The sequence below is a fragment of the Brevundimonas sp. UBA7534 genome, from assembly GCF_002479325.1.
In the GTDB taxonomy this organism is placed as follows: domain Bacteria; phylum Pseudomonadota; class Alphaproteobacteria; order Caulobacterales; family Caulobacteraceae; genus Brevundimonas.
In genome coordinates this window covers 1-25,711 of the sequence record NZ_DLMO01000180.1, presented here as the reverse complement: position 1 = coordinate 25,711, position 25,711 = coordinate 1, and the positions used below count along the sequence as shown (strand labels likewise).

Genomic DNA, 25,711 nt, shown 5'->3' with positions numbered 1-25,711 from the left:
GCGTCCTGGCCCTGGCCGCCTCGGCCGATGCGGTGATCGAGGGATTCCGTCCCGGCGTCATGGAGCGGCTGGGCTACGGCCCCGAGGCGCTTCAGGCCGCCAATCAGCGCCTGGTCTTCGGCCGCGTCACCGGCTGGGGCCAGGACGGGCCGCTGGCGGATCAGGTCGGCCACGACCTGAACTACATCGGCCTCAGCGGCGTGCTGCACGCGATGGGGCCGGGCGACCGGCCGCCGCCCCCGCCCCTGAACCTGGTCGGCGACTATGGCGGCGGCGCCATGCTGCTGGTCGTCGGCGTGCTCGCCGCCCTGGTCGAGGCGCGCGCCACGGGCCGGGGCCGCGTGGTCGACGCCGCCATGACCGACGGCTCTGCTTTGCTGGGCGGCCTGTTCCACGCCCTGCGCGCGCAGGGCCTGTGGAGCGACCGGCGCGGCGCCAACCTGCTGGACGGCGGCGCGCCCTTCTACCGCTGCTACGCCTGCCGCGACGGCGGCTTCGTGGCCGTCGGCGCGCTGGAGCCCCGCTTCTACGCCGCCCTGCTGGACGGGCTCGGGATCGACCCGGCCCAAGCGCCCCAGCACGACCTCTCCGCCTGGCCCGCCCTGGCCGCGCGGTTCGAGGCCGCCTTCCTGACCCGAGACCGGGACGACTGGGCCGCCCGTTTCGCCGGGACCGAGGCCTGCGTCACCCCCGTGCTGACCCTGGCCGAGGCGCCGGATCATCCGCACAACCGGGCGCGAGCGACGTTCCAGACCGGCCTGCCCGCCTCTGCGCCCCGGTTCGACGGCGTCCCGCCGACCGCCAGACCCGTTGGCGGGGAGCTTTCGCTGCCCCAGGCCGTGTCCGCCTGGTCCGTCCCAGGATGACCTGGACGCGGTTCGACGCTATGGAACGGCGACGCCGCCCAGGCGTTGCAAGGCGGAAAGCCGGGGAATTTCTGATGATACGCTCAACTCTCGTTCTCGCCGTCGCGCTCGGCGCGCTGTCGTTGGCGGGCTGCGACGACTATCGCCAGGACTCCGCTGACCAGGCCCAGGCCGCGCCGCCCGTCGAGGTCGCCCCCTCGGCCGAGGACTCCACCGCGCCCGTGGTCGCTCCCGATGTCGCGGACCCGGCCCCCACCGCGCCGCCCGTCGACACCCTGCCGCCGGAGGAACGCTCGTCGGAGCAGACCGTCCAGCCCGAGAGCGAAACGCTCTTCTACTGATCCGTTTCCGGGCGGTCGCGGGAACACGCGCCGCCCCCCGCGTTCGCGGCCGGGCCCCGCCCTGGTCGTCTCCGCTTTGACCAAGGTTCTCGCTTGAGCTTCAGGCCCGCCCTCATCGCCGCCGCCCTTGCCGCAGCGGCGGCCGCCTCGGACGCCTCCGCCGCGCCGCGCGCCCAGATTCGCGGCGATGTCGATTCCGACCTCCGCGCCATGCTGGAGCGCGCCGTCGGCGAGGTCGACAATGCGCCCGAGAGCCGTTTCGAGGCGCGCCGGAACGCCCGGTCGGCCACGGAATCGGCCGAAGCCCTGCTGCGCTCCGAAGGCTACTACCAGTCGGTGCTGGAAGACGTCGTGGAAGGCGACGACAGTCCTGTCGCCATCGTCTCGGTCGATCCCGGCCGCCGCTTCCTGCTGACCGACCCGACCATCGCCTGGATCGACCCGGCGCCGGACGCCGAGTCCGCCGCCGCCGCCAAGGCCGCCATCGACCTGAAGGCCGGCGATCCCGGCCGCGCGGTCGACGTGATCGCCGGCGAAGGCCGGCTCGTGGCGCGACTGAGCCGCGACGGCTACGCCGACGCCAAGGCCGAACCCCGCCGCGTGGTGGTCGATCATGCGACCTTCACCGTGGCGCCGGAATATCGGATCAACTCCGGCAAGCTGGTGCGGCTGGACGGCGTGCGACTGCGTACCGGGGGGCGGACCAACGCCGACTGGGTCTCGGCCCTTGCGCCCTGGACGCGCGGCGACCGCTACGATCCGGAACAGGTGGCCGAGCTGGAGCGCCGACTTCTGGACACCGGCGTCTATGACGGCGTGACCGTGGCCCTGTCGCCGCTTGACCAAACCGACTCCGACGGCCTGCGCCCGATCTTGGTCGCCCTGACCGACCGGCCCCGCTGGGTGCAGGAGGCAGGCGTCACCCTGTCCACGGCCCAGGCCACGGTCACGGCGGGTCGCGCCGCTTCGCAGACGGGCGGTTCGGCCGTCGAGGGACTGTGGACCTTCTACAACCGTTACGGCCGCGCCGACACCCTGGCCTTTCAGGCGCGGCTGGCCGATATCGACAGCCGCCTGGGCGTGGATCTGAAGCTGCCGCACTGGCGACGGCCGGCGCAGACGCTGACCCTAGGCGCCGCCCTGGTCAACGAGAACACCGACGCCTACCAGCGCTTCGCCGGCGTCCTCTACGCCGACGTTCGCCAGCGCGTGGGCAAGTCCTCCTGGTACAGCTACGGCCTGGGCCTGGACGTCGGCCATTACGACGAGCGCCGCTACGACCCCGTGACCCAGACGCCGCTGACGCTGAACCGCGACCTGGCCATCGTCACGGGGCGGGGCGGCTTCTACATGGACCGCTCCAACGATCCGCTGGACCCGACCTCCGGCTTCCGCCTGACCGCCTCGGTCCAGCCCACGGCGGTCGCGGGCGAGGACACCGTGCTGTTCCTGCGCAGCGAGGGCCAGGCGACCGCCTACCTGCCCATCCAGGACGACGCCCGCACCGTCCTGGCCGGCCGGGTCAAGATCGGCAGCATCATCGGCGGCGAGGAGCTGACCGTTCCCTCCGATCGCCTGTTCTACGCAGGCGGCGGCGGGTCCGTGCGCGGCTACGAATACCAGGGCGTCGGCCCGCGTCTGCCCGACAACACGCCGCGCGGCGGCCTCAGCCTGTTCGAGACCTCTCTGGAGGTCCGGCGCAAGCTGTTCGGAGAGTTCCAGGGCGTGGCCTTCGTCGACGGCGGCGCGGTCGGCTTCCAGGAGACGCCGAACCTCAGCAACATGCGCTACGCCGCCGGCCTTGGGGTGCGTTACAAGCTGCCCTTCGGCCCCATCCGCGCCGACGTCGCCCTGCCGCTGAACAAGCGTGAGAGCGACCCGGACTTCCAAGTCTACATCAGCATCGGCCAGGCGTTTTGACCGACACTCCCCCGCCCGCGCCCGAAGTCGTCGAGACGCCGAAACAGGCGAAGAAGCGCCGCACGCGCTTGCAACTGGCCATGCTGGCGCTGGGATGCGTGCTGGGCGGCCTGGTGGTGTTGATGGCCGCCGCGCTGTTCGGCGGACGACTCTACATCGTCTCGGACGCCGGGCGCGAACTGGTCACCGGCTTCGTCCAGGGCCAGAAGATCAGCCGGTACGGCCGCATCAACGTCGAAGGCCTGAAGGGCGACCTGTTCGATGACTTCACCCTGTCGCGCGTCACCGTGACCGACCGCGACGGCGTCTGGCTGGAGGCGCGCAACGTCCGTGTCGACTGGTCCTACTGGCCCCTGCTGACCCGCCGCTTCCACGCCACCGACATCAGCGCCGACGTCATCCGCCTGATCCGCCAGCCCGTGCTCGATCCGCCCAGCGGCGAGCCGCCCAGCCCTCAGGCCATCTCCATCGACATCGACCGCTTCTCGGCCAACGTCGAACTGATGGAAGGTTTTTCCAAGGAGTACGGCCGCTGGACGCTGTCGGGCGACGCCGACATTCCACGCCGCGGCGCCAAGTCGGCCAGCGTCAACGCCGACAGCCTGAACCGTCCCGGCGACTTCCTGCGTCTGGCGGCGACATTCGGCGGCAAGCTGGAGGACACCCGGCTGAACCTGCGCGCCAACGAGGCGCAGGGCGGCCCCCTGGCGGGCGCCCTGGGCTATTCGCCCGACCAGCCCTTCACCGCCGTCGCGGTGCTGAACGCCGACGTCGTCCACGCGGTGGTCCGCACCGGCCAGTTCACGCCCCTGACCGTCGACGGCCGGTTCGGCAAGAAGGGCTCGCGCGTCTCGGGCTATTTCGACTTTAGCGGTTCGGACCTGCTGGCGCCGTTCGTCGAGCGGGTGGGCCGCACCGCGCGGTTCGGCTTCGCCACCGTGCCCGACGCCGACGACGACGGCTTCCAGGGCGTGGGGTGGAAGCTGGTCTCCGACAACGTCACGTCGCAGGCGCAGGGCCTGATCCGCCTGTCCGACCGCAGCTCGCCGCAGGGCGTGCGCCTGGAGATCGAGACCCCGTCGCTCAGCCGCCTGGTCGGCTCCGACGTGGCGGGTCCGACGGCCTATTCTGGCGTGTTCAAGGGCGACGCCCAGACCTGGACGCTTCAGGGCCAGGCCAGCCTGCTGAACGCCAACCTCGCCAGCTATCGCGCCACGCGCATCGTCGGCCCGCTCAACATCCAGGTCCGCGACGGCCGCATGGACGTGGACGCCGACGTCCGCGCCAGCGGCGGCTCCGGCGAGGGCGTCATCGGCGGCCTGCTGGGGGCGACCCCGCGCATCCAGATGGAGGCCGCGCGGATGAAGGACGGCGCCATCCTGCTGGAAAAGATCGACGCGCAGGGCCAGGGGCTGACCCTGACCGGCTCGGGCTCGCGCAATCTGCTGGGCGGGCTCAGCTTCCGCGGCGACGCCCGGATCACCGACGCCTCGCGCATCCTGCCGGACGCCAAGGGGTCCTTCGGCGGCCCGATCCGCGCCGCCTCGGCTCGCACCGGCGCCCCCTGGGTGCTCAGCTTCGACGGCCGCGGCCGCGACCTGACGGTGGGCATGTCCGAGCTGGACCGATTGCTGGGCCGCACCCCGCGCCTGCAGCTGGCCGGCAAGTTCAACCAGGGCCGGATCGAGGTCGACAAGGGCGAACTGACCGGCGCCAACGGCCGCGCCGGGGCCAAGGGCCTGATCGAGACGGCCGGGCGTCTGCGACTGGCCCTGGACTGGAACGCGCGAGGCCCGTTCACGGCCGGCCCAGCCGAGATCGACGGCGACATGAACGGGCGCGGCGCCCTGACCGGCACCCTGGCCGAGCCGCGTGTGGACCTGACCGCCGGCTTCCAGCGGATCGCCGCCGGAGGCCTGATCCTGAACGACGCGGACCTGATCCTCAGTTTCCGCAAGGGCGCCGACGCCTCGGACGGGCGCATCACCGTCACCAGCGGCTCGAACTACGGCCCGGCGCGGGCGCAGGGGAACTTCTTCCTGGGCGGCGACCGCATCCGCCTGTCGGATCTGGACATCAACGCCGGGGGCGTCACCGCCCAGGGCGCCATCGCCCTGTCGGACAACATCCCCTCCAGCGCCGACCTGACCTTCACCGCCCGCACCGGCGCCTTCCTGGCCTCGGGCCAGGCCAACGGCCGCATTCGTCTGACCGACGGCGGCGGCGCGGACAGCGCCATCATCGACGTGACCGGCCGCAACGTCCGCCTAGCCGGCCAGGACTTCATCATCCGCACCCTGGACCTGGACGGGCGCGGGACGCTGAACAACCTGCCCTTCACCCTGGCGCTGGACGTCGGCGGGGGCACGCCGGTGCAGTTCAACGGCGCGGGCGTCTATTCGCGGCGCGGCGACGCCCAGACCCTGATACTGCGCGGCGGCGGGCGCGTTCGCGAAGTGGCCTTCACCACCCGCAACCCCGCGACCGTCACCTTGGACGGGGCCAGCCGCACCGCCCGCATCGACCTGGGCGTCGGCGGCGGTGTGCTGATGGCGGACCTGCGCCAGGACGCCCGCACGGCGGTGATCCAGGCCGACCTGACCAGCGTGGAGCTGGCGTCCATCTCGCCGGACCTGCGCGGTCGCGCCACGGGGCGGCTGTCGCTGCGCGGCGCGGGCGACGACCTGTCGGGCTCGGCCAACGTCACCCTGCAGGGCCTGCGCAGCATCGACGCCCCGCGCGGCCTGTCGGTCGATGGTCTGGTCGACGCCACCCTGGTCGGCGACCGTCTGACCATCCGCGCCGAGGCCGTGGACGAAGGCGCCGTGCGCGCCTCGGCCAACGTCGTCCTGCCGGTCGAGACCTCGGCCGCGCCCCTGCGCCTGGCCATCGCCCGTACGCGGGAGATGTCGGGCCAGGTCTCCATCAACGGCCAGATCCAGCCGATCTGGGACCTGTTCCTGGGCGGCGAACGCAGCCTGTCGGGTCAGGTCGATGGACAGGCCACCCTGGCGGGCACCCTGAACGCACCGCGCATCAACGGCCGCTTCGACCTGGCGCAGGGCAGCTATCGCGAGAACGCGGTCGGCCTGGTGCTGGGCGACCTGACCCTGCGGACCGCCTTCGACGACACCACCGCCGTGATCGAGACCTTCTCGGCCAATGACGGCGCGGGCGGCACGGTTTCGGGTCAGGGGCGCGTGGGCCTGCGCCAGGGTTCGGGCTCCACGGCCCGTCTGGACCTGCGACGGTTCCGCGTGATCGACAACGACATCGCCGAGGCCCGCGCCTCCGGCCCGATCACCATCGTGCGCGGCCAGGACGGCAACATCCAGCTGACCGGCCAGATCAACGTCGACGAGGCCAAGATCGAACCCGAAGTGCCCGGCGCCACCGGCATCGTCTCGATGGACGTGGTCGAGATCAACCGCCCCGGCGGCGACCCCGAGGAACCCGAACAGACCTCGCGCGGCCCGCAGATCGGCCTGGACATCGCCCTGCGTTCCACCGGCGGCAAGGTGCGCGTGACCGGTCGCGGCCTGAACGTCATTCTGGACGTCAACGCCCGAGTGCGGGGCACGGTCGCCCAGCCTCGGTTGACCGGCACGGCCAATGTGGTGCGCGGCGACTACGAGTTCGCGGGCAAGCGTTTCGTCTTCGACGACGACGGCCGCGTTACCCTTTCCACCGATCCCAAGCAGATCCGCCTCGATCTGTCGGCGGTGCGCGAGGACCCGGCCCTGACCGCCTCGATCAACGTCACCGGCACCGCGGCCGAGCCCAAGATCGCCCTGACCTCGACCCCCGAGTTGCCGCAGGACGAGATCTTGTCGCAGGTGCTGTTCGGTCGTTCGGCCTCGCAGCTGTCGGCCTTCGAGGCGGCGCAGCTGGCGGCGGGCGTCGCGGCCCTGGCGGGCGGCGGAGGCTTCGACGTGATCGGCAACCTGCGCGAACTGGCCGGACTGGACCGCCTGTCGTTCGGCGGCGAGGCCTCGGCCGTCACCGTGGCCGGCGGGCGCTACATCACCGACGACGTCTATCTGGAAGTCATCGGCGGCGGCGAGGGCGGGGCCGCTGTCCGCGTGGAATGGCAGCCCCGGCGCAACATCGCCGTGGCCTCCCAGTTCGGCGGCCAGGGCGACACCAGCCTGTCGATCCGCTGGCGCCGCGAAAGCCGCGAACCGGGCGCCCGCCGCGACCGCCGCCCGAACCGGAACTAGGCCTTCACGACCTCGCCGTCCTCCTTGGTGAAGACGGCCGGCGGGGTGTCCAGCAACGGCAGCACCGTTTCCGACGGCCGGCAAAGGCGCACGCCCTTCGGCGTCTCCACGATGGGGCGGTTGACCAGGATCGGCTCCTTCAGCATGGCGGCCATCAGCGCCTCGTCATCGACATCCGGCGCCGTCAGCCCCATCGCTTCGGCCGGCGTGCCCTTCACCCGCAGCAGGCCCTTCAGCCCCTGGCCCGAATCCCGCGCCAGCCGCTCCAGCGTGGCGCGATCCCAGCCGGTCTTCAGATATTCGACCACGACCGGCTCTTCGCCGCTCTGACGGATCATCTCCAGGACGTTGCGCGACGTGCCGCATTTCGGATTGTGCCAGAGGGTGACGGTCATGGATGGCTCCTGCCTGCGGAAGATTGACGGGCGGCGACGCGCCGCACGGCCGGGCCGGCCTCGTACCAGCCCTTGGACCGGTTCACGATCCACACGACCGACAGCATGACGGGCACCTCGATCAGAACGCCCACCACCGTCGCCAGCGCCGCGCCCGACCCGAGGCCGAACAGGCTGATCGCCGCCGCTACGGCCAGTTCGAAGAAGTTGGACGCCCCGATGAGGGCCGAGGGGCCCGCCACGCAATGCGCCTCGCCGCTGATCCGGTTCAGGCCGTAGGCGAGGCCCGCGTTCAAATAGACCTGGATCAGGATGGGTACGGCCAGCAGGGCGATGACCAGCGGCTGGGCGATGATCTGTTCGCCCCGGAATCCGAACAGCAGCACCAGGGTCGCCAGAAGCGCGACGATGGACACCGGCCCCAGCCGGGCCAGCGCCTGCTCCAGGCCCGCCTCACCGCTCTTGGCCATCAGCACCTTGCGCAGACACTGGGCGACCGCCACGGGGATGAGGATGTACAGCGCCACCGACAGAAGCAGCGTCCCCCAAGGCACGGTGATCGCGGCCAGTCCGAGCAGCAGACCGACGATCGGCGCGAAGGCGACCACCATGATCGCATCGTTCAGCGCCACCTGGCTGAGGGTGAAATGCGGCTCGCCGTCCGTCAGCCGGCTCCAGACGAAGACCATGGCCGTGCAGGGCGCCGCCGCCAGGATGATCAGACCGGCGACATAGCTTTCGATCTGCGCCTCGGGCAGCAGGGGCCGGAACAGCCAGCCGACGAACAGCCATCCGAGCAGGGCCATCGAAAAGGGCTTCACCGCCCAGTTGACGAACAGGGTCGCGCCGATCCCCCGCCAATGTCGGGCCACGCCGCCCAGGGCCGCGAAATCGATCCGCAGCAGCATCGGAATGATCATCAGCCAGATCAGCACCGCGACCGGCAGGTTGACGTTGGCGACCTCAAGCGCCGCCACGGCCTGAAACGCCTGAGGCGCGGCCCAACCCAGGCCGACCCCTGCGACGATGCACAACGCCACCCAGAGCGTCAGCCAGCGCTCGAAGACGTTCATGCGCGCCCCGCCTCGACACAGCAGGCGCGCTGGACGACCTCGGCCAGCGGCGCGCAGATTTCCGCCCGGCCGCCGCAGCAGTCCTCGACCAGGAAGGCCAGCAACTCGCGCGTCCGGTCATAGTCGGCGGCGTAATAGATCGCGCGGCTGTCGCGCCGCGAGGTCAGCAAGCCCGCGCGGCTCAGGACCGCCAGATGACTGGACGTCGTGTTCGCCGGCGCGGCGATCGCCTCGGCGATATCTCCGGACCGGACCCCTTCCGGCCCCGCCTTCACCAGCAGGCGAAAGATCGCCAACCGCGCGGGCGAGGCCAGCGCCGAGAAGGCGTCTATAGCTTGCATCGATTCCATATTTCCATGATGCTGGAAATATGGATCAGCGACAATCCCCGACCGACGATTTTCCCGCCCTGGACGAAGCCCGCTTCATTCCGCCCACGGCGGGCGCGCTGACGCCTTCGCGTCGCTTCGATCATCCGCCGCGCTTTCTCCTGCTCTATGGATCGCTGCGCGAGCGATCCTACAGCCGACTGTTGATCGAAGAGGCGGACCGGCTGCTGCGCCGCATGGGCGGCGAGACGCGCATCTTCGATCCGCGCGGCCTGCCGCAGCCCGACGGGGTCGAGCCCGACCATCCCAAGGTCGCCGAACTGCGCGCCCTGTCCCTTTGGTCCGAGGGCCATGTCTGGTGCAGCCCCGAGCGGCACGGCGCCATGACGGGCGTATTCAAGAGCCAGATCGATTGGCTGCCGCTGGAGTCCGGCGGCGTGCGTCCGACGCAGGGACGGACGCTGGCGGTGATGCAGGTCAACGCCGGGTCGCAGTCGTTCAACACCGTCAACCAGTTACGCGTGCTGGGCCGGTGGATGCGGATGCTGACCATCCCCAACCAGTCGTCGGTCGCCAAGGCGTATGACGAGTTCGACGAAGCCGGCCGCATGAAGCCGTCAGCCTACTACGACCGCCTGGTCGATGTGATGGAGGAGCTCTACCGCTTCACCCTGCTGACACGAGAGATCGCCGGACCGCTAGTTGATCGCTACAGCGAGCGGCGGGCGCCCGAGGTTCAGATTCGGCTCTGAGGAAACGGGAAGGCGGCAAGGATCACCCCCGACAGGGGTCGCGGCGGCGGCTGCCGGGGTCGATTTTGGCTCGCCTTCACCTTTGCCGCGCGGCGGTCTAGGGTCCAGCCGCATGCGGATATCTCCAGCCGACCAGACCGTGCTCGATCACGTCGCCGCGCGCCGCGGCGCCATCATCGGCCGCACCATCGACTGGGCGAACATCAACTCCGGCAGCCGCAACGCCGCCGGGCTGAACGCGGCGCTCGACGCGCTGGAGGCCGAGGCACGGCGCCTGCCCGCCCAGGTCGAACGGATCCCGACGCAAGGCTCGACCACCGTCGCCGACGACGGCTCGGTGCGCACCGAGGCGCACGCCGACGCCCTGAAGATCGTCGCCCGGCCCGAGGCGCCGATCCAGGTCGTGCTGACCGGCCACTACGACACCGTTTTTCCCGCCGACAGCGGCTTTCAGACCGTGACCATCCGCGCCGACGGCGCCCTGAACGGGCCGGGCGTGGCCGACATGAAGGGCGGGATCAGCGTCCTGCTGGCCGCGCTGGAGGCGTTCGAAACCCACCCCGACCGTCACGGCGTCGGCTGGACCGTGCTGCTCAGCCCGGACGAGGAAATCGGCTCTCCCGCCTCCGCGCCGCTGCTGGCCGAACTGGGCGCGCACGGCCACCTGGGCCTGACCTACGAACCGGCCCTGGCCGACGGAACCCTGGCGGGGGCGCGCAAGGGCAGCGGCAACTACCACCTGATCGTCGCAGGCAAGGCCGCACACGCCGGCCGCGCCTTCGAGGAGGGGCGCAATGCGGTGGCCGGCGCCGCGATGATCGCCGCCGAATTGCACGGTCTGAACGGCCGGCATGAGGGCGTCACCGTCAATGTCGCCAAGATTTCAGGTGGCGGCGCGCTGAACGTCGTCGCCGACAACGCCGTCGTCCGCTTCAATGTCCGGGTGCCGGACAAGGCCGCCGCCGACTGGATCGACGCCCAGGTCCGCCGCATCGCCGCCGCGCCGCCGTTCGAGGGGCTGACGCTGGACCTGCACGGCGGCTTCACCCGTCCGCCCAAGCCGATGGACGCCGCCCAGACGGCCCTGTTTGAAGCGGTGCGCGAGGCCGGCGCCCTCTTGGGCCAGAACATCGCCTGGAAATCCTCGGGCGGGGTGTGCGAGGGCAACAACCTTCACGCCGCCGGCCTGCCCAACATCGACACCCTTGGCGTCAGGGGCGGCGACATCCATTCGGACCAGGAGTTCGCCTGGCCCGACAGCTTCGTCGAGCGCGCCCAGCTCAGCGCCCTGATCCTGTGCAAGGTCGCGTCCGGAGACATCGACGCGGCCAAGCTGAAATCCCTGCGGATGGAGACCCCCTGACAATGCTCGTCGTCCGCCCCGCCGGCCCCGCCGACCTCGACAGCCTGCTGGAGCTGGCCATCCTGTCCGGCCCCGGCTTCACCAGCCTGCCCGAGGATCCCGACGTCCTGTCCGAACGACTGGATCTGAGCCAGGCCAGCTTCCGCGGCGAGATCGCCCCGCAGGAGGCCTGGTACACCCTGATGCTGGAGGACGCCTCGACCGGCGACATCGACGGCGTCGGCTCGGTCAAGGCGACGGTGGGCCTAAAGCGGCCCTTCTTCTCGTTCCGCGTCGTGAACAACACCGTCCAGTCGCCCTCGCTGGGCGTGAAGCTGGATCACCAGACCCTGGTGCTGGTCAACGAATGCACCGGCTGGACCGAGGTCGGCTCCCTGTTCCTCAAGGCTGATCGCAGGAAGGGCGGCGCCGGACGCCTGCTCAGCCAGTCGCGCTACATGCTGATCGGCGCCCAGCCGGACCTGTTCGCCGACACCGTTCTGGCCGAACTGCGCGGCGTCTTCACCCCCGACGGCGCCTGTCCCTTCTGGGATCATGTGGCGCACAAGTTCTTCCCGATGGAGTTCGACGACGCCGACCGGATGACCGGCTCGACCGACAAGCAGTTCATCCTGGACCTGGCCCCGCGCCACCCGATCTATGTCGAACTGCTGCCCGAGCCCGCCCGCGCCGTGATCGGCAAGGTGCATCCGCAGGGCGTGCCCGCCATGGCCCTGCTGGAGAGCGAGGGATTCCGCCCCAACGGCCTGGTCGACATCTTCGACGCCGGCCCGACCGTGTCGTGCCCGCGCGACATGATCCGCACCGTGCGCGACGCCCGGGCCCTTTCCGTCGAGATCGCGACCGAGATCGAGGCCGAACTGCCCGCCCTGATCTCGACCGACAGCGTCGCCGGATTCCGCGCCGTGCGCGCCCGGTGCGACATCGAGGGCGACGCCGTGCGCCTGACCGCTGAAACCGCCGCCGCGCTGAAAGTCCGCGCGGGCCAGTCCGTGCGAGTGAAATCATGACCGTCTTCAAATCCACCGATCCCGCCACCGGCGCCGTGAACTGGCAGGGCGAGGCCGCCAGCCCGGCCCAGGTCCAGGCCGCCGTCGACGCCGCCCGCGCCGCCTTCCCCGACTGGGCCGACCGCCCGCGCCAGGCGCGGGTCGACGCGGTGAAGCGCTATCAGGCCGTGCTGAAAGATCGCGCGCCCCAGATCGCCGAGGCCGTCAGCCGCGAGACCGGCAAGCCGCTGTGGGAGACCAAGACCGAGGCGGCCGCCATGATCGGCAAGGTGGACATCTCCATCCGCGCCTATGACGAGCGCACCGGCGAGCGCAGCAACGACACCGCCTTCGGCCGCGCGACCCTGCGCCACCGGCCGCACGGCGTGGCGGCGGTGCTCGGCCCGTTCAACTTCCCCGGCCACCTGCCCAATGGCCACATCGTCCCGGCCCTGTTGGCCGGCGACACCGTGGTCTTCAAGCCGTCGGAGGAGACCCCCCTGGTCGGCCAGGTCATGGCCGAATGCTTCCAGGCGGCCGACCTGCCCGAGGGGGTCATCACTGTGGTGCAGGGCGGCCGCGAAACCGGCGCGGCCCTGCTGGACGCCGGCATCGACGCCCTGATGTTCACCGGCTCGGGCGCGGCGGGCGCCTATTTCAGGACAAAGTTCGCCGACGATCCCCACGTCATCCTGGCGCTGGAGCTGGGCGGCAACAATCCGCTTGTGGTCTGGGACGCGGCCGACGCCGCGGCCGTAGCCGGCATCGTCGTCCAGTCCGCCTTCGTCACCACCGGCCAGCGCTGTTCGTGCGCGCGCCGCCTGATCGTGCCGGAGGGCGCACAAGGCGACGCCGTCGTCGAGGCTGTCGCCGCCCTGTCGGATCGGCTGACCTTCGCCCCCTGGGACAGCGATCCTGAGCCCTACGCCGGGCCCCTGATCTCGGAGAAGGCGGCGCAGGCCGCGCTCCAGGCCCTGCAACAGCGCATCGACCTGGGAGCGAAGGTGATCCGCGCCTCGGGGCCGGTCGACAATCTGCCGGGCGCCTTTGTGCGGCCGGCCATCATCGACGTGACCGGCCTGAATGTGCTGGACGAAGAGATGTTCGCCCCGTTCCTGCAGGTCGTCCGCGTCCCGACCTTCGATGCGGCGATCCAGGCGGCCAACGCCACGCGCTATGGCCTGTCGGCCGGTCTGGTCAGCGACGATCCGAAGAAATGGGACCATTTCATCCGCCGCATCCGCGCCGGCGTGGTCAACTTCAACCGCCCGACGACAGGCGCCGCCGGCGACATGCCCTTCGGCGGCCTGGGCGCCAGCGGCAACCACCGCCCCAGCGCCTATTACGCCGCCGACTACTGCGCCTATCCCGTGGCGAGCTTCGAGGCCGACGCCGTCGCCAACATCGAAGGCGAGATCAAGGGGCTGCGATGACCACCGCCGTCGAAGCCAACGCCGACGGCCTGATCGGGCCGACGCACTCCTACGCGGGCCTGTCGCCGGGCAACCTGGCGTCCAGCCTAAACAAGGGCGAGGCGTCGAACCCGCGTGCGGCGGTGCTGCAAGGTCTCGACAAGATGAAGGCGCTGGCTGACCTGGGCCTGCCCCAGTTCGTCCTGCCGCCGCACGAGCGGCCCAACGTCCTCTTCCTGCGCTCGCTGGGCTTTTCCGGTTCGGACGCAGAGGTGCTGGAGCGGGCCTGGAAGGAGGCGCCCAGCTTCGCCGCCGCCGCCTGTTCGGCCTCGCCCATGTGGGCCGCCAACGCCGCGACGGTGACGCCGTCCGCCGACGCCGCCGACGGCCGGGTGCACTTCACCCCCGCCAATCTGGTGACCAATCTGCACCGCTCGCTGGAGCACGCGCAGACGAAGCGAGCGCTGGACGCCCTGTTCCCGGACACCACGCGCTTCGCCGTCCACGACGCCCTGCCCTCCGCCGCCCATCTGGCCGATGAAGGCGCCGCCAACCACGTCCGCCTGTGCGCCGAGCATGGCGCGCCGGGCGTCAATCTTCTGGTCTGGGGGCGCGAAGCGTTCGAGCCGTGGGACGGCCCCTTCCCCGCCCGCCAGACCCGCGAGGCGTCGGAAGCCGTCGCCCGTCGCCACGGCGCGTCCGGCGCCGTCCTGGCCCAGCAGTCGCGCGCCGCCATCGCCGGCGGAACCTTCCACAACGACGTGGTCTGCGTCGGCGCCTTGGACACCCTGTTCTTCCACGACCTGGCGTTCGAGGATGCGGGCGTGACCAAGGACGCCATTCGCCGCGCAGCCGAGGGCTTCGAGCCGATCTTCGTCGAGGTCTCGTCCGCCGACCTGCCGCTGGCCGACGCCATCGGCAGCTATCTGTTCAACTCCATGCTGATCCAGGTTCCGGGCGATGATCGCCTGACCCTGATCTGCCCGACCGAGACGCGCGACAACGCCCGCAGCCATGCGGTCGCTGAAGGCCTCGCCGCCTCCAACGGCCCCATCGGCCGGGTGGAATACGTCGACGTGCGCCAGTCGATGCGGAACGGCGGGGGACCGGCCTGCCTGCGCCTGCGCGTCGTCCTCACCGAGGCCGAGCTGGCCGCGACCAACCCCGGAATGCGGCTGACGGAAGAACTGCACGGCGCGCTCAGCGTCTGGGGCGCGACCTGGTACCGCGACCGGCTGGCGCCCGCCGACCTGGCCGATCCGCAATTGCTGGTCGAAAGCCGGGGCGCCCTGGACGAGCTGACGCAGATCCTTGGCCTTGGCGGAGGCTTCTATCCCTTCCAGCGCGGATGACGCCAACCATAGTCTTAGCCTATAGTAATCAAAAGAATATAATGTTTAGATTATCGCTATCGCTTTGATACCGTTCTTCCCTACAGGCGTCGGGTCTTTCCCTGCGCCGAAATTCGGGAGAGAAACGAGATGGACGGAAGCGACGAAAAACCTGCCGGCGGCTGCCCCGTGACGGGCTCGGGCGCCAAGCCCCGCGTTTCGCGCGGCCGCACCAACCGCGACTGGTGGCCCAACGCCTTGAACGTCAAGGTGCTGCACCAGAACGTCGAACCCGCCAACCCAATGGGACCGGACTTCGATTACCGCGACGAATTCCGCAAGCTGGACCTGAAGGCGATCAAGGCCGACCTGACCGCCCTGATGACCGACAGCCAGCCGTGGTGGCCGGCCGACTGGGGCCACTACGGCCCCTTCTTCATCCGCATGGCCTGGCACAGCGCGGGCACCTATCGCACGGCCGACGGGCGCGGCGGCTCCTCGTCGGGCACCCAGCGCTTCGCCCCGCTGAACAGCTGGCCGGACAACACCAACCTGGACAAGGCGCGCCGCCTGCTGTGGCCGATCAAGCAGAAGTACGGCAACCGCATCTCCTGGGCCGACCTGATGATCCTGACCGGCAACGTCGCCCTGGAATCCATGGGCTTCAAGACCTTCGGCTTCGCCGGCGGCCGCGAGGACGTGTGGGAGCCGGAAGAGGACATCTACTGGGGCGCGGAGGACGTCTGGCTGGCCGACAGCAAGCACGCCTCGACCCGCTACTCCGGCGAACGCGATCTGGAGAACCCGCTGGCGGCGGTCCAGATGGGCCTGATCTACGTCAACCCTGAAGGTCCCGACGGCGATCCCGACCCGGCCGCCTCGGGTCGCGACATCCGCGACACCTTCGGCCGCATGGCCATGAACGACGAGGAGACGGTGGCCCTGGTCGCCGGCGGCCACACCTTCGGCAAATGCCACGGCGCCGGCGACGCGCGCCTGATCGGGGCCGAGCCCGAAGGCGCCGACATCGCCGCCCAAGGCCTGGGCTGGCACTCGACCCACGGCTCCGGCATGGGCGGCCACACCATCACCTCCGGCATCGAGGGGGCCTGGACCCCCACGCCGACCGAATGGGACATGAGCTATTTCGACACCCTGTTCGGCCACGAATGGGAACTGGTGAAGAGCCCCGCCGGCGCGCACCAGTGGCAGCCCAAGGAGCCCGAGGCCCAGACCCTGGTTCCCGACGCCCATGACGCCACCCGGCGCAATCCGCCGATGATGACGACGGCGGACATGGCCCTGAGGATCGACCCGATCTACGAGAAGATCTCGCGTCGCTTCCACCAGAACCCGGCCGAGTTCGCCGACGCCTTCGCCCGTGCCTGGTTCAAGCTGACCCACCGCGACATGGGGCCGGCCAGCCGCTACCTGGGCGAGGAAGCGCCGGCCGAGGTTCTGTTGTGGCAGGACCCGATCCCGGAACCCACGCACGCGATCATCGACGCCGGCGACATCGATGCGCTGAAGGCCGACATCCTGGCGACCGGCCTGTCGGTGGCGGACCTGGTCAGCGTCGCCTGGGCCTCGGCCTCCACCTATCGGGGCTCGGACAAGCGCGGCGGCGCCAATGGCGCGCGCATCCGCCTGTCGCCGCAGAAGGACTGGGCCGCCAACGAGCCCGAGACCCTGGCCAAGGTGCTGAAGGCGCTGGAGGGCGTGCAGTCCGCCTTCAACGCCCGCGCCAATGGCGGCAAGCAGGTGTCGCTCGCGGACCTGATCGTGCTCGGCGGCACGGCGGCGGTCGAAAAGGCCGCCATCGACGCCGGCCATCCGGTCGAGGTCGTGTTCACCCCTGGCCGCACCGACGCCGCGCAGGAGGACACTGACGTCGAAAGCTTCGCCGTGCTGGAGCCGCTGGACGACGGCTTCCGCAACTATCACGGCCGCCGCTTCCGCCTCAGCCAGGAGGAGCTGCTGGTCGACCGCGCCCAGTTGCTGACCCTGACGGCGCCGGAGATGACGGTGCTGGTCGGCGGCCTGCGCGCGCTGGGCGTCACCCACGGGCGGACGACGCTGGGCGTCTTCACCGACCGGCCCGGCGTCCTGACCAACGACGTCTTCGTCAACCTGCTGGAGATGCACACGGTCTGGAAGGCCAAGGACGACAGCGAAACGGTGTTCGAAGGCCACGACCGCGTGTCCGGCGAGCTGAAGTGGACCGGCACGCGCGCCGACCTGATCTTCGGCTCCAACTCCCAGCTGCGCGCCATCGCCGAGGCCTATGCGGCGGCCGACGCCCAGAAGAAGTTCGTGCGCGACTTCGCCCGCGCCTGGACCAAGGTGATGAACCTGGACCGCTTCGACCTGCTGAAGTGACGACCTGACGCCAACCACGAAGGGCGCGGCGATCACCGCCGCGCCCTTTTTCGCGTCAACCGCGCAGACGCTCCAACGCCTGCGGATAGCGGCGGGACAGCGGCGCTTCGACCCCGCCCAGTTCAACCGTCCAGTCGCCCGACCCTTCCGGCCGCAGTCCCGTCACGCGCCCGGCGTTGACCAGCCAGGAGCGGTGCGCGCGCACGAAGCCGAACCGTTCCAGCTCGACCTCCACCGCCGCCAGTGTCGCCCGCATCAACGGCCGCCGGCCGTCCGCCAGCCAGAACTCGACATAGTTGCCGGCGGAACTGGCGGCCAAGATGTCGGCCAGCGGCACGCGGATCAGGCGCGCGCCGTCGCGGATGTCGAAACTGACGGGCCGCACCGGCTCGTCCTTGCGCCGACGCAGATAGCCGACCAACCAGAAGACGCCGACGAACAGCGCATAGCCCAGCAGGTCCTTGCGCAGTTCGTAAATGAAGCGGTCGCCGAACTGGTAAGGCCCGTCCGCCCACAGGTCGTAGGCCATTTTCCGCAACACCACGAAACCCGCCACGTGCAGCGCCGAATAGGTCAGCAGACCCCCGGCATGGACGGCCATGAACGACGCCTTGGGCCGCCAGCCCGCCGCCAGCGCCTGATCCGGCGGCGCCGCGGCGGTTGTCAGCCACGGAATCCACGTCAGCACGAGCACCACCACGGCGCTGGACCCCTCCCACACCCAAGGCTTCCAGCTTTCCAGGTCCGGCGCGTCGGCCAGCACGGAAAGCGCGTTCACCGTCGTCACGACCGCCGCCACCGACGCGATCGCCAGCCAGCTTGTCGCCAGATCGCGCGTATCCGCGCCGCGCAGCCGATCGACCAGGCCGCCTGCGCCGTTCGTCCCCGCACACGCGCCGCTCGTCACCCCCCGCGCCGGATCGTCCCCGGCAGCCGACCGCGCGGCCCCCGCCGATTGCCGCGGGACGGACCGCCCGACATCCGTGGTCGCCTTCCTATTCGTCATGGAGTTGGACCATGTCCTCACCGCCCCCGCCGCCCGCGCGCCGATACGATCTCGACTGGATTCGCGTCGCCGCCTTCATGCTGCTGATCCTCTATCACGTCGGCATGTTCTATGTGCCCTGGGACTATCACGTGAACAGTCCGCGCCCGGTCGAGGCGTTGGAGCCGATCATGATGCTGACCAACCCGTGGCGGATGACGCTGCTGTTCCTGGTCTCGGGCTGCGCCACCCGCTTCATGGCCGATAGCTTCGCCGTCCAGGGCAAGGGACGGTTGGCGCTTGCGGGCTCGCGCACCTTGCGCCTGCTTCCGCCCCTGCTGTTCGGCATGTTCGTGATCGTGCCGCCCCAGAGCTATTACGAAATCCTGGAGGCGGCCCAGGCCATGGGCATATCTGATCCCGCGCACGGTCCCGTGTTGCAGGACTTCTGGGTCCGCTACGCCACAGCCTCGGGTCACTGGTGCGATGCCGATGGCTGCCTGATCACGCCGACCTACAACCATCTGTGGTTCGTCGCCTATCTGCTGATCTACAGCCTGGCGCTGGCGCTGCTGTTGCTCGTCCCCGGCGTCCGCGCGGGCCTGCAACGCATCGCCGACCGCGCCTTCCAGGGTTGGGGCCTGGTCGTCTGGCCGCTGGCCTGGCTTTTCGCCATCCGCTGGACCCTGGCGCCGATCTTCGAGGTGAACCACGCCATCGTCGGCGACTGGTACAACCACGCCCTCAGCTTCGCCGCCTTCCTGTTCGGTTTCCTGACCGCGCGATCCGAGCCGGCGCGACAGACCTTCATGCGCCTGCGCTGGCCGGCGCTGGCCATCGCCCTCATGAGCTGGGCCGGGTGGGCGACCTATGCCTGGGTCTATCGCGACACGGCGATCCCGCCCGACGGCCTGCGCGAGGTCATGCGCCTAGTGTATGCGGCCGACCAATGGGCCTTCATCGTCGCCATCCTGGGCTTCGGCGCACGCTGGCTGAACCATGGCGGACCGGTGCTGCGCTATCTGACGGTCGGGGTCTTTCCCTTCTACATCGCCCACCAGACGGTGACGGTCGTGGCGGGCCATCACCTGGCCAAGCTGGGCCTGCCGCTCGGCGTTGAGGCGACGCTGCTGGTCGCGATCACCGCCCTGGGGTGCGTCCTGACCTATGAGGTGGCGCGCCGCATCGGATGGTTCGGCCTGCTCCTGGGGGTCAAGCCCCAGCCGCGCGCCCGGCCGGTTCAGGCGGCGAACCGTCCGCCCTTGCCGGCGTAGGCCTGGGTGCCGCGCGTGTAGATCGTGTCGGTCGGCAGGACGGCGTCGATGGCGATGTCGTCCTGTCCCTTCAGCCGATCATAGACGGGACCGAAGTCCTTCAGCGTCTCGTTCTTCAAGTCTTCCAGGCCGTCGATGACGAAATAGACCTGCTGGAAATCGTCGATCCGGTACAGCGTCCGCATCACCCGCTCCAGGTCGAAGCCGATGCGGTTCGGCGACGAGTCGTCCAGGGCGAAGACGCTCTCGGTCGCCGACGACACGATGCCCGCGCCATAGATGCGCAGGGCGTCCGCCTCCTTCATCAGGCCGAACTCGACCGTGTACCAGTACAGTCGCGCCAGGTTCGGCAGCATCCCCATCGACGCCGCCCGCTGACCGCCCTTGCCGTAGGCTTCCATGTAGGCGGCGAAGTCGGGGTCGGTCAGCATCGGCACATGGCCGAAGACATCGTGGAAGATGTCCGGCTCCTGCAGATAATCCAGCTGATCGGGCTTGCGGATGAACTGGCCCGAGACGAAGCGGCGATTGGCCAGGTGGTCGAAGAAGACCTCGTCGGGCACCAGGCCCGGCACGCACACCACCGTCCAGCCGGTCAGGGCCTGGAGCTTCGGGTTGATGACCTCGAAATCGGGAATGCCGCCGGCGTTCAGGTCCAGCGCCTTGAGCCCGTTCAGGAAGGCGTCGCAGGCCCGCCCCGGCAGGATCTTCATCTGGCGGGCGTAGAGCGTATCCCAGGTCTGGTGCTCCACCTCGGTATAGGCGGACCAGTTCTGCGGAATGGTCCAGTCGGCGGCGGCGCCTTCCGGCGGCTTTTGAAAGACGTGCTCGAAATCGGACATGGAGAACGTTTCCTCTTTTGTCCGCATATAGGCCCGACCGTCCGGCGGTTCCAACCGTCAGTGAAGCCGCATGTCCAGCGGCGCGTGGTGGCCGTGGGCGTCGATGGTGAACCAGCGCCGTTCGTCGGCGGCGGTCAGGCGGGCGTCATCGCCCTCCAGCACGTCCTCGGCGGCGTAGGCGACGAAGCCGCCGTCCTCGCCCGTGGCGAATACCCTGTAGAAGGGTTGGTCGGGCGAAATCGCGCCGGTGTCCGAGGCTGGGCCGTCGTAGGCCGGATCCACGTCCATCACCACGCCGCGAAAGGCGTCGTCGCGGTGCCGGACGATCTGGCCGATGCTGAAACGGGCGGTGTGAATGACGGACATGGCCCCTGTGTTACGCGCCCCCGTCTGAAGCGGACGCCCTTGGCGTCGTTCACCTTCCTGACAGAATGGCTTGGCGCGGACGATTCCGGCGCGCTAGGTTGCACGGGACGGGCGCCGCATCGGACCGCCCACATTGGATACGGCCCATGCCGGAGACCCGCGGCGCGCCCCGACGGCGCGACGAGCGGTCCCAGCCTTCCCGGGGACGGGATGCGTCGGGTCGGGATGCGCCGCTCTATGGCGCGCTCGATCTGGGGACCAACAATTGCCGGCTGCTGATCGCGCGTCCGACGCGCGACGGCTTCAGGGTGGTGGACAGTTTCAGCCGGATCGTCCGCCTTGGCGAAGGCCTGTCGCGAACAGGACGCCTGGACGAGCGCGCCATTGACCGGGCCTATGAGGCGCTGGCCCTGTGCGCCGAGCGGCTGGCGCGCCGGGGTGTTCCCGCTGCGCGCCTCAGCGCCGTCGCGACCCAGGCCTGCCGCGCCGCAGAGAACGGACCGGCCTTCGTGGAGCGGGTGCGAAAAGGCGCCGGCCTGAGCCTGCGGATCATCGACCCGTCCGAAGAGGCGCGCCTGTCGGTCGAAGGCTGCGTCAACCTGATCGACCCGGCCGCCGAGGCCGCCTTGGTCATCGACGTCGGCGGCGGGTCGACCGAGATGTCCTGGCTGCGAAAGAGCGGCGAGCGTTACGACACCGTGGCCTGGATGTCCGCCCCGCTGGGCGTGGTCACCCTGGCCGAGCGCCACCCCGAACCGCCGAACTCGGGCGAGGCCTGGTACGAGGCCATGGTCGCCGACATGGGGGCCGCCATCGCCGCCGGAGGCGTCCGTCAGGACGAACTGCGCGACCTATTCGCCCAGGACCGGGGCCATCTGGTCGGCACCTCAGGCGCCATCACCAGCCTGGCGGGCATCCATCTGAAACTGCCGCGCTACAACCGTGATCGGGTGGACGGCCTGTGGATGACCCGCGGCGATTGCGAGGCGGCGGCGGACCGTCTGAAGGCGCTGGGCCCTTCGGGCCGTGCGCGAGAGGCCTGCATCGGGCCTGACCGCGCGGACCTGGTGCTGGCAGGCGCGGCGATCCTGGAGGCGGTCCAGCGCGCCTGGCCGTCGGAACGCGTGCGCGTCGCCGACCGCGGCCTGCGCGAGGGCCTGCTGCTGCAGATGATGCGCGAGGCCAGAAAGCCCGCGCGTCGGCGCCGCCGACGGGGACGCTCTAGGGCGCAGGGGCCGTCGACGCCGGCGTGACCTGAACCGGCAGGTCGATGTCGCAGATCGAGAAGTCCGCGCCTCGGGCCTGACGCGCGCGCTGCGCCAATGTCTGGAACGTCGGCGAGGCGGTGTTGATGACGGCGACAGAGGGGCGTTCGGCCTGGGGCAGGTCGGAGGCGACGCGCACCCGCGTCATCCGGTCCGGCTCGGGCACGATGCCGTCCGGCGTGCCGCTGGCCTTCAGCGCCCGGACCACGTCCAGGCCGGAAACCACCCTGCCCCAGACGGTGTAGCGCTTGTCCAGCGACGGATAGGGCTGGCGCATCAGGAAGAACTGGCTGTTGGCCGTGTCGTTGCCTTCGTCGCGGGCCATGCCGGCCACGCCGGGGCAGTAGACGCCCCAGCCGTGGACCTTGTGGTCGGGCGTGCCGGCCATCAGCGCATCAGGCTGGGTCTCGACCGGAACCGATCCGACGAAGCCCCTCAACGAACCTGCCGGCGCAGAGACAGGTGTGAAGGCCATGTCGGGCCCCCGTCGAAAGGTGAACTCCGCCTTCAGGTCGGGGTACCAGCTCTGGCCGTCGCCGGTGCCCAGCGGGTCGCCGGTCTGGGCCATGAACCAGTCGATGACCCGGTGCCAGGCCAGATTGTCATAGAAACCGCGCGAGGCCAGAAGGCGGATGCGCTCGACATGACCCGGCGCGATCTCCGGCGCCATCTCCACCAGCACCCGGCCGCGGCTGGTGTCGATGACCAGCAGGTTCTCCGGCGCCACGGCGCGCCATTCCGCGGGCGGCGGCGGAGGAGGCGTCGCCGCTTCCTGGGCCAGCGTCGGCGTCGCGCCGGCGATCACCGCGGCCAGCGCCGTCATCGCCCTGGTCAGAGCCTTCATCTTCCCCCTCCGCGCGGATCAGCCGCCCGAGACCTCCACGGTCGGCTGGATGTTGCAGACATTGGACGTGTTTCCGGCCTGGGCGATCGCCGCAGCGGCGGTCTGGACCCGCACGGTCGGGCGCTCGCCCTCAGGCATGGCCGAGGCCATCCGCACCCGCGTCATGACATCGGGGTCGGCCACCTTGCCGTCGTCCGCCTCGGATCCGGCCTTCAGCGCGCGCAGCGCCTCCTGGCCGGACAGGACGCGACCGAAGGCGGTGTACTGGCCGTTCAGGATGTCGCGCTCGCCGGTCATCAGGAAGAACTGGCTGTTGGCGCTGTCGGGCGAACCCGCGCGCGCCATGCCCAGCACGCCAGTGCAGAACAGGCCCCCGCCGCCCACCTTGAAGTCCGCCGTGACCATCATCTGGGCGTCGGGCTGGGTCTGGATCGGCAGGGTTCCCATCAGACCCGTGACGGGCCCGCTGGCGGCGGGCAGGGCCGCAAAGCCCGCATCCGCCCCGCGACGGAAGGTGAACTCGGCCTTCAGGTCCGGCAGGTCGCTGCCGCCCTGCCCCGTGCCTTGCGGGTCGCCGGTCTGGGCCATGAAGTTGGGGATCACGCGGTGGAACTTCAGGCCGTCGTAGAAGCCCCGGTCGGCCAGGGTGCGGATGCGCTCGACATGGTTCGGGGCGGCTGCCGGCGACAGCTCAACCAGCACACGCCCCTTGGCGGTGTCGATGACCAGCAGGTCCTCCGGCGCCACCGTGCGCCATTCCGACGCGGCCTGGGCGACCGCCGGCGGCGGCGTCAGCGCCGGAACAGCGCCGGCCAGAAGAACCGCCGTCGCGGCCAGAAGCTTGAAACCCATACGCGAGATCATCCCTTGATCTTGACCTTCGCCCGCACCTGTTCGGCGACGTTGGCGCTGACGAAGCTGTCGATATTTCCGTCCAGACGGGCGATTTCCTTGACCAGCCGCGAGGCGATGGCCTGGTGCCGCGGATCGGCCATCAGGAATACCGTCTCGATGTCCTGATTGAGGCGCTGATTCATGGCCGTCATCTGGAACTCGTATTCGAAGTCCGCCACCGCACGCAAACCCCGGATGATGACGCTGGCCTCGACCTCTTCGGCGAAATGCATCAGCAGGGTCGAAAAGGGCCGCACGACGATGTCGCCGCCCAGACCCGCCACCTCGGCCCGCACCATCTCGACGCGTTCGTCGGTCGTGAACAGCGGTCCCTTGTCGTCGTTCTGCGCCACGCCGATCACCACGCGGTCGACCAGCTTGAGCGCCCGCTTGATGATGTCGGTGTGACCGTTGGTCACCGGGTCGAAAGTGCCCGGATAAAGCCCGATCCGCATGGCGTGTTCCCCCACTGTCGCCTGCTTGTGACGGTCGTTTAGCAGGTGCGAAATCAGCGGCCTAGCCGGCTGACGCCATCGTCATCACGCCAGCGGTTGCAGCGGCTGCATCGACCAGGCGCGCGCGATCGTCTCCAGGACATCGGAATCGCCGGCGAAGGTCACGCCGTCGACGGCCGTGATCGGACAGGCGGGCGTGGCGCTGTTGCAGAGAAAGGCGCCGTCGAAGCCCCCCAGTTCGGACAGATGCACCGGTCGGGTCTCGGCGCTCAGCCCGACCTGGTCCAGGCCGCGGCCGATCAGCGCCTGGGTCACGCCGGCCAGCATCGGCGCCTGGGGCCAGACGATCCGGCCGCCCGCCAGAAAGCCGACGTTCCACAGCGTTCCCTCGGAGATCCATCCGTCCGCATCGGTGAACAGGGCGTCGTCGAAGCCGGCCGCCCTGGCCGCCCGTCGCGCGCGCATCAGGCCAAACGTCGCGAGGTGCTTCAGGTGCGGCGCCTCGCGCCCATGCACGACGGCCGTGACCCGCACGCTGTCGGCCAGCGGCGGCGGGGGCGGCGCGAAGACCGTCATCATCCGGGGCGGTCCCACGAAGGTCGGCGCACGATGACCGATCTCCGGCGAGAACAGGCTGACGCGCAGCCAGCCGTCGGTCCGATCGCCCACCGCCAACGCCATCAGGCGGCGCAGCGACGCCTCTCCTGGGCTTTCGTCGAACAGCTCGACCGCCGACGCCTCCAGCCGCGCGAGATGCAGGTCCAGCCCCCGCACGCCCCCGCCCTCCACGCGAAACGACGTGTAGGCGCCATAGTTGACCATCGCCTGATGGGCCAGGTCGTCGGTCGAGGCGGAGCGGCCGTCGATCAGGATGTCCACGGTCGCTCCATATCGCTCATCCGGCGAAAAACCTGAACCCTGTCAGTCCTCACCGCCCTCTTCGCCCGCGACGTCCGCATCGTCGCCGCCGCTTTCGGGCAGACGTTCGACCGAGACGACCTTTTCGCCGTCGGCGGTGCGGAAGATGGTGACGCCCTGGCTGGAGCGGCCGACGATGCGGACCTGATCCATGCGGGTGCGGATCATCTGGCCGCCCGAGGTGACCAGCAACAGGTCGTCCGACTCCTCCACCGGGAAGGCGGCGGCCAGGCGCGTGCCCGCGCGACCGCCCAGGCCGTGGGCCGTCAGGCCCTGCCCGCCCCGGCCCGTGCGGCGATACTCATAGGCCGAGGATCGCTTGCCGAAGCCGGTTTCGGTGACGGTCAGGATGAACTGCTCGGCGGCGTCCAGCGCCGCGATACGCTCAGGCGAGATCGGAGCGTCGCCGGCGGCTTCCGGCTCGTCGTCGACCTCGACGACCGCCACGTCGTCGTCGCCCTCTCCGCGCGCCTTGCGCATGGCGTTGGCGTGTTTGAC

23 protein-coding genes are annotated in these 25,711 nt (G+C 70.1%); 12 read left to right on the top strand and 11 right to left on the bottom strand.

The window, feature by feature from the left end:
• From B2U11_RS15070 to B2U11_RS15055, 4 genes are all read left to right on the top strand, one after another.
• Window positions 1-866, top strand: an 866-nt coding sequence (locus B2U11_RS15070) for a CaiB/BaiF CoA transferase family protein (protein WP_292072947.1), incomplete at its 5' end; no start/stop codon positions are given.
• 74 nt (window positions 867-940) lie between these two features.
• Window positions 941-1,207: a hypothetical protein gene (locus tag B2U11_RS15065; RefSeq protein ID WP_292072946.1), complete on the top strand. Its 267-nt coding sequence runs from the start codon at window positions 941-943 to the stop codon at window positions 1,205-1,207.
• Window positions 1,208-1,300: 93 nt separating this feature from the next.
• Entirely contained in the window at window positions 1,301-3,127 is a 1,827-nt protein-coding gene (locus B2U11_RS15060) for an autotransporter assembly complex protein TamA (RefSeq protein WP_292072945.1), read from the top strand.
• Window positions 3,124-7,347, top strand: coding sequence for a translocation/assembly module TamB domain-containing protein (locus B2U11_RS15055; protein WP_292072943.1), 4,224 nt, complete (start codon window positions 3,124-3,126; stop codon window positions 7,345-7,347). Before B2U11_RS15060 ends, B2U11_RS15055 begins: the two co-directional genes overlap by 4 nt.
• Here the strand turns inward: B2U11_RS15055 and B2U11_RS15050 are convergent.
• From B2U11_RS15050 to B2U11_RS15040, 3 genes are read right to left on the bottom strand one after another with little or no spacing between them, the layout of a single operon-like run.
• On the bottom strand, window positions 7,344-7,742 hold the full coding sequence (locus B2U11_RS15050) for an arsenate reductase family protein (protein ID WP_292072942.1): 399 nt from the start codon (window positions 7,740-7,742) through the stop codon (window positions 7,344-7,346). The genes B2U11_RS15055 and B2U11_RS15050 overlap by 4 nt on opposite strands.
• Entirely contained in the window at window positions 7,739-8,815 is a 1,077-nt protein-coding gene (gene arsB / locus B2U11_RS15045; protein ID WP_292072940.1) for an ACR3 family arsenite efflux transporter, read from the bottom strand. The genes B2U11_RS15050 and arsB overlap by 4 nt, the downstream gene beginning before the upstream one ends.
• The gene (locus B2U11_RS15040; protein WP_292072939.1) at window positions 8,812-9,165 is read right to left on the bottom strand and encodes an ArsR/SmtB family transcription factor; all 354 of its coding nucleotides are present in this window, start codon (window positions 9,163-9,165) and stop codon (window positions 8,812-8,814) included. Before B2U11_RS15040 ends, arsB begins: the two co-directional genes overlap by 4 nt.
• 20 nt (window positions 9,166-9,185) lie before the next feature.
• Between B2U11_RS15040 and arsH the strand changes: the two genes are divergently transcribed.
• The 6 genes from arsH to katG all read left to right on the top strand — a co-directional run bounded on the left by arsH (window position 9,186) and on the right by katG (window position 17,370).
• A complete protein-coding gene (gene arsH, locus B2U11_RS15035) occupies window positions 9,186-9,896 on the top strand; it encodes an arsenical resistance protein ArsH (RefSeq protein ID WP_292072938.1) in 711 nt (236 codons plus the stop codon).
• A gap of 112 nt (window positions 9,897-10,008) precedes the next feature.
• Window positions 10,009-11,259, top strand: a complete 1,251-nt coding sequence (locus B2U11_RS15030; RefSeq protein ID WP_292072937.1) for a hydrolase — start codon at window positions 10,009-10,011, stop codon at window positions 11,257-11,259.
• Window positions 11,260-11,261: 2 nt separating this feature from the next.
• Window positions 11,262-12,269 carry an arginine N-succinyltransferase gene (locus B2U11_RS15025; RefSeq protein WP_292072936.1) on the top strand — a complete coding sequence of 336 codons (1,008 nt, stop codon included), beginning with the start codon at window positions 11,262-11,264 and terminating at the stop codon, window positions 12,267-12,269.
• Window positions 12,266-13,681 carry a succinylglutamate-semialdehyde dehydrogenase gene (astD, locus tag B2U11_RS15020; RefSeq protein ID WP_292072935.1) on the top strand — a complete coding sequence of 472 codons (1,416 nt, stop codon included), beginning with the start codon at window positions 12,266-12,268 and terminating at the stop codon, window positions 13,679-13,681. Before B2U11_RS15025 ends, astD begins: the two co-directional genes overlap by 4 nt.
• Window positions 13,678-15,012 carry an N-succinylarginine dihydrolase gene (gene astB / locus B2U11_RS15015; protein WP_292072934.1) on the top strand — a complete coding sequence of 445 codons (1,335 nt, stop codon included), beginning with the start codon at window positions 13,678-13,680 and terminating at the stop codon, window positions 15,010-15,012. Before astD ends, astB begins: the two co-directional genes overlap by 4 nt.
• A 129-nt stretch (window positions 15,013-15,141) precedes the next feature.
• The gene (gene katG / locus B2U11_RS15010; protein WP_292072933.1) at window positions 15,142-17,370 is read left to right on the top strand and encodes a catalase/peroxidase HPI; all 2,229 of its coding nucleotides are present in this window, start codon (window positions 15,142-15,144) and stop codon (window positions 17,368-17,370) included.
• 55 nt (window positions 17,371-17,425) lie between these two features.
• On the opposite strand, the gene B2U11_RS15005 is transcribed toward katG, so the two are convergent.
• Entirely contained in the window at window positions 17,426-18,277 is an 852-nt protein-coding gene (locus tag B2U11_RS15005; protein ID WP_292072931.1) for a LytTR family DNA-binding domain-containing protein, read from the bottom strand.
• 110 nt (window positions 18,278-18,387) lie between these two features.
• On the opposite strand from B2U11_RS15005, the gene B2U11_RS15000 reads away from it, so the two are divergent.
• On the top strand, window positions 18,388-19,629 hold the full coding sequence (locus tag B2U11_RS15000) for an acyltransferase family protein (RefSeq protein WP_292072930.1): 1,242 nt from the start codon (window positions 18,388-18,390) through the stop codon (window positions 19,627-19,629).
• On the opposite strand, the gene phhA is transcribed toward B2U11_RS15000, so the two are convergent.
• Window positions 19,596-20,471, bottom strand: a complete 876-nt coding sequence (gene phhA / locus B2U11_RS14995; RefSeq protein ID WP_292072929.1) for a phenylalanine 4-monooxygenase — start codon at window positions 20,469-20,471, stop codon at window positions 19,596-19,598. The genes B2U11_RS15000 and phhA overlap by 34 nt on opposite strands.
• Before the next feature lie 57 nt (window positions 20,472-20,528).
• Window positions 20,529-20,837, bottom strand: a complete 309-nt coding sequence (gene hspQ, locus B2U11_RS14990) for a heat shock protein HspQ (protein ID WP_292072927.1) — start codon at window positions 20,835-20,837, stop codon at window positions 20,529-20,531.
• A gap of 146 nt (window positions 20,838-20,983) precedes the next feature.
• Between hspQ and B2U11_RS14985 the strand changes: the two genes are divergently transcribed.
• A complete protein-coding gene (locus B2U11_RS14985; RefSeq protein WP_292072925.1) occupies window positions 20,984-22,090 on the top strand; it encodes a Ppx/GppA phosphatase family protein in 1,107 nt (368 codons plus the stop codon).
• On the opposite strand, the gene B2U11_RS14980 is transcribed toward B2U11_RS14985, so the two are convergent.
• The 5 genes from B2U11_RS14980 to B2U11_RS14960 all read right to left on the bottom strand — a co-directional run.
• Entirely contained in the window at window positions 22,059-22,946 is an 888-nt protein-coding gene (locus B2U11_RS14980; RefSeq protein WP_292072923.1) for a peptidylprolyl isomerase, read from the bottom strand. The genes B2U11_RS14985 and B2U11_RS14980 overlap by 32 nt on opposite strands.
• Window positions 22,947-22,964: 18 nt before the next feature.
• Entirely contained in the window at window positions 22,965-23,810 is an 846-nt protein-coding gene (locus B2U11_RS14975; RefSeq protein ID WP_292072921.1) for a peptidylprolyl isomerase, read from the bottom strand.
• A complete protein-coding gene (gene coaD, locus B2U11_RS14970; protein ID WP_292072920.1) occupies window positions 23,807-24,295 on the bottom strand; it encodes a pantetheine-phosphate adenylyltransferase in 489 nt (162 codons plus the stop codon). Before coaD ends, B2U11_RS14975 begins: the two co-directional genes overlap by 4 nt.
• Window positions 24,296-24,379: 84 nt before the next feature.
• Window positions 24,380-25,174 carry an aminotransferase class IV gene (locus B2U11_RS14965; protein WP_292072918.1) on the bottom strand — a complete coding sequence of 265 codons (795 nt, stop codon included), beginning with the start codon at window positions 25,172-25,174 and terminating at the stop codon, window positions 24,380-24,382.
• A gap of 42 nt (window positions 25,175-25,216) precedes the next feature.
• On the bottom strand, window positions 25,217-25,711 hold a 495-nt coding region (locus B2U11_RS14960; protein WP_292072917.1), incomplete at its 5' end, for a DNA gyrase C-terminal beta-propeller domain-containing protein.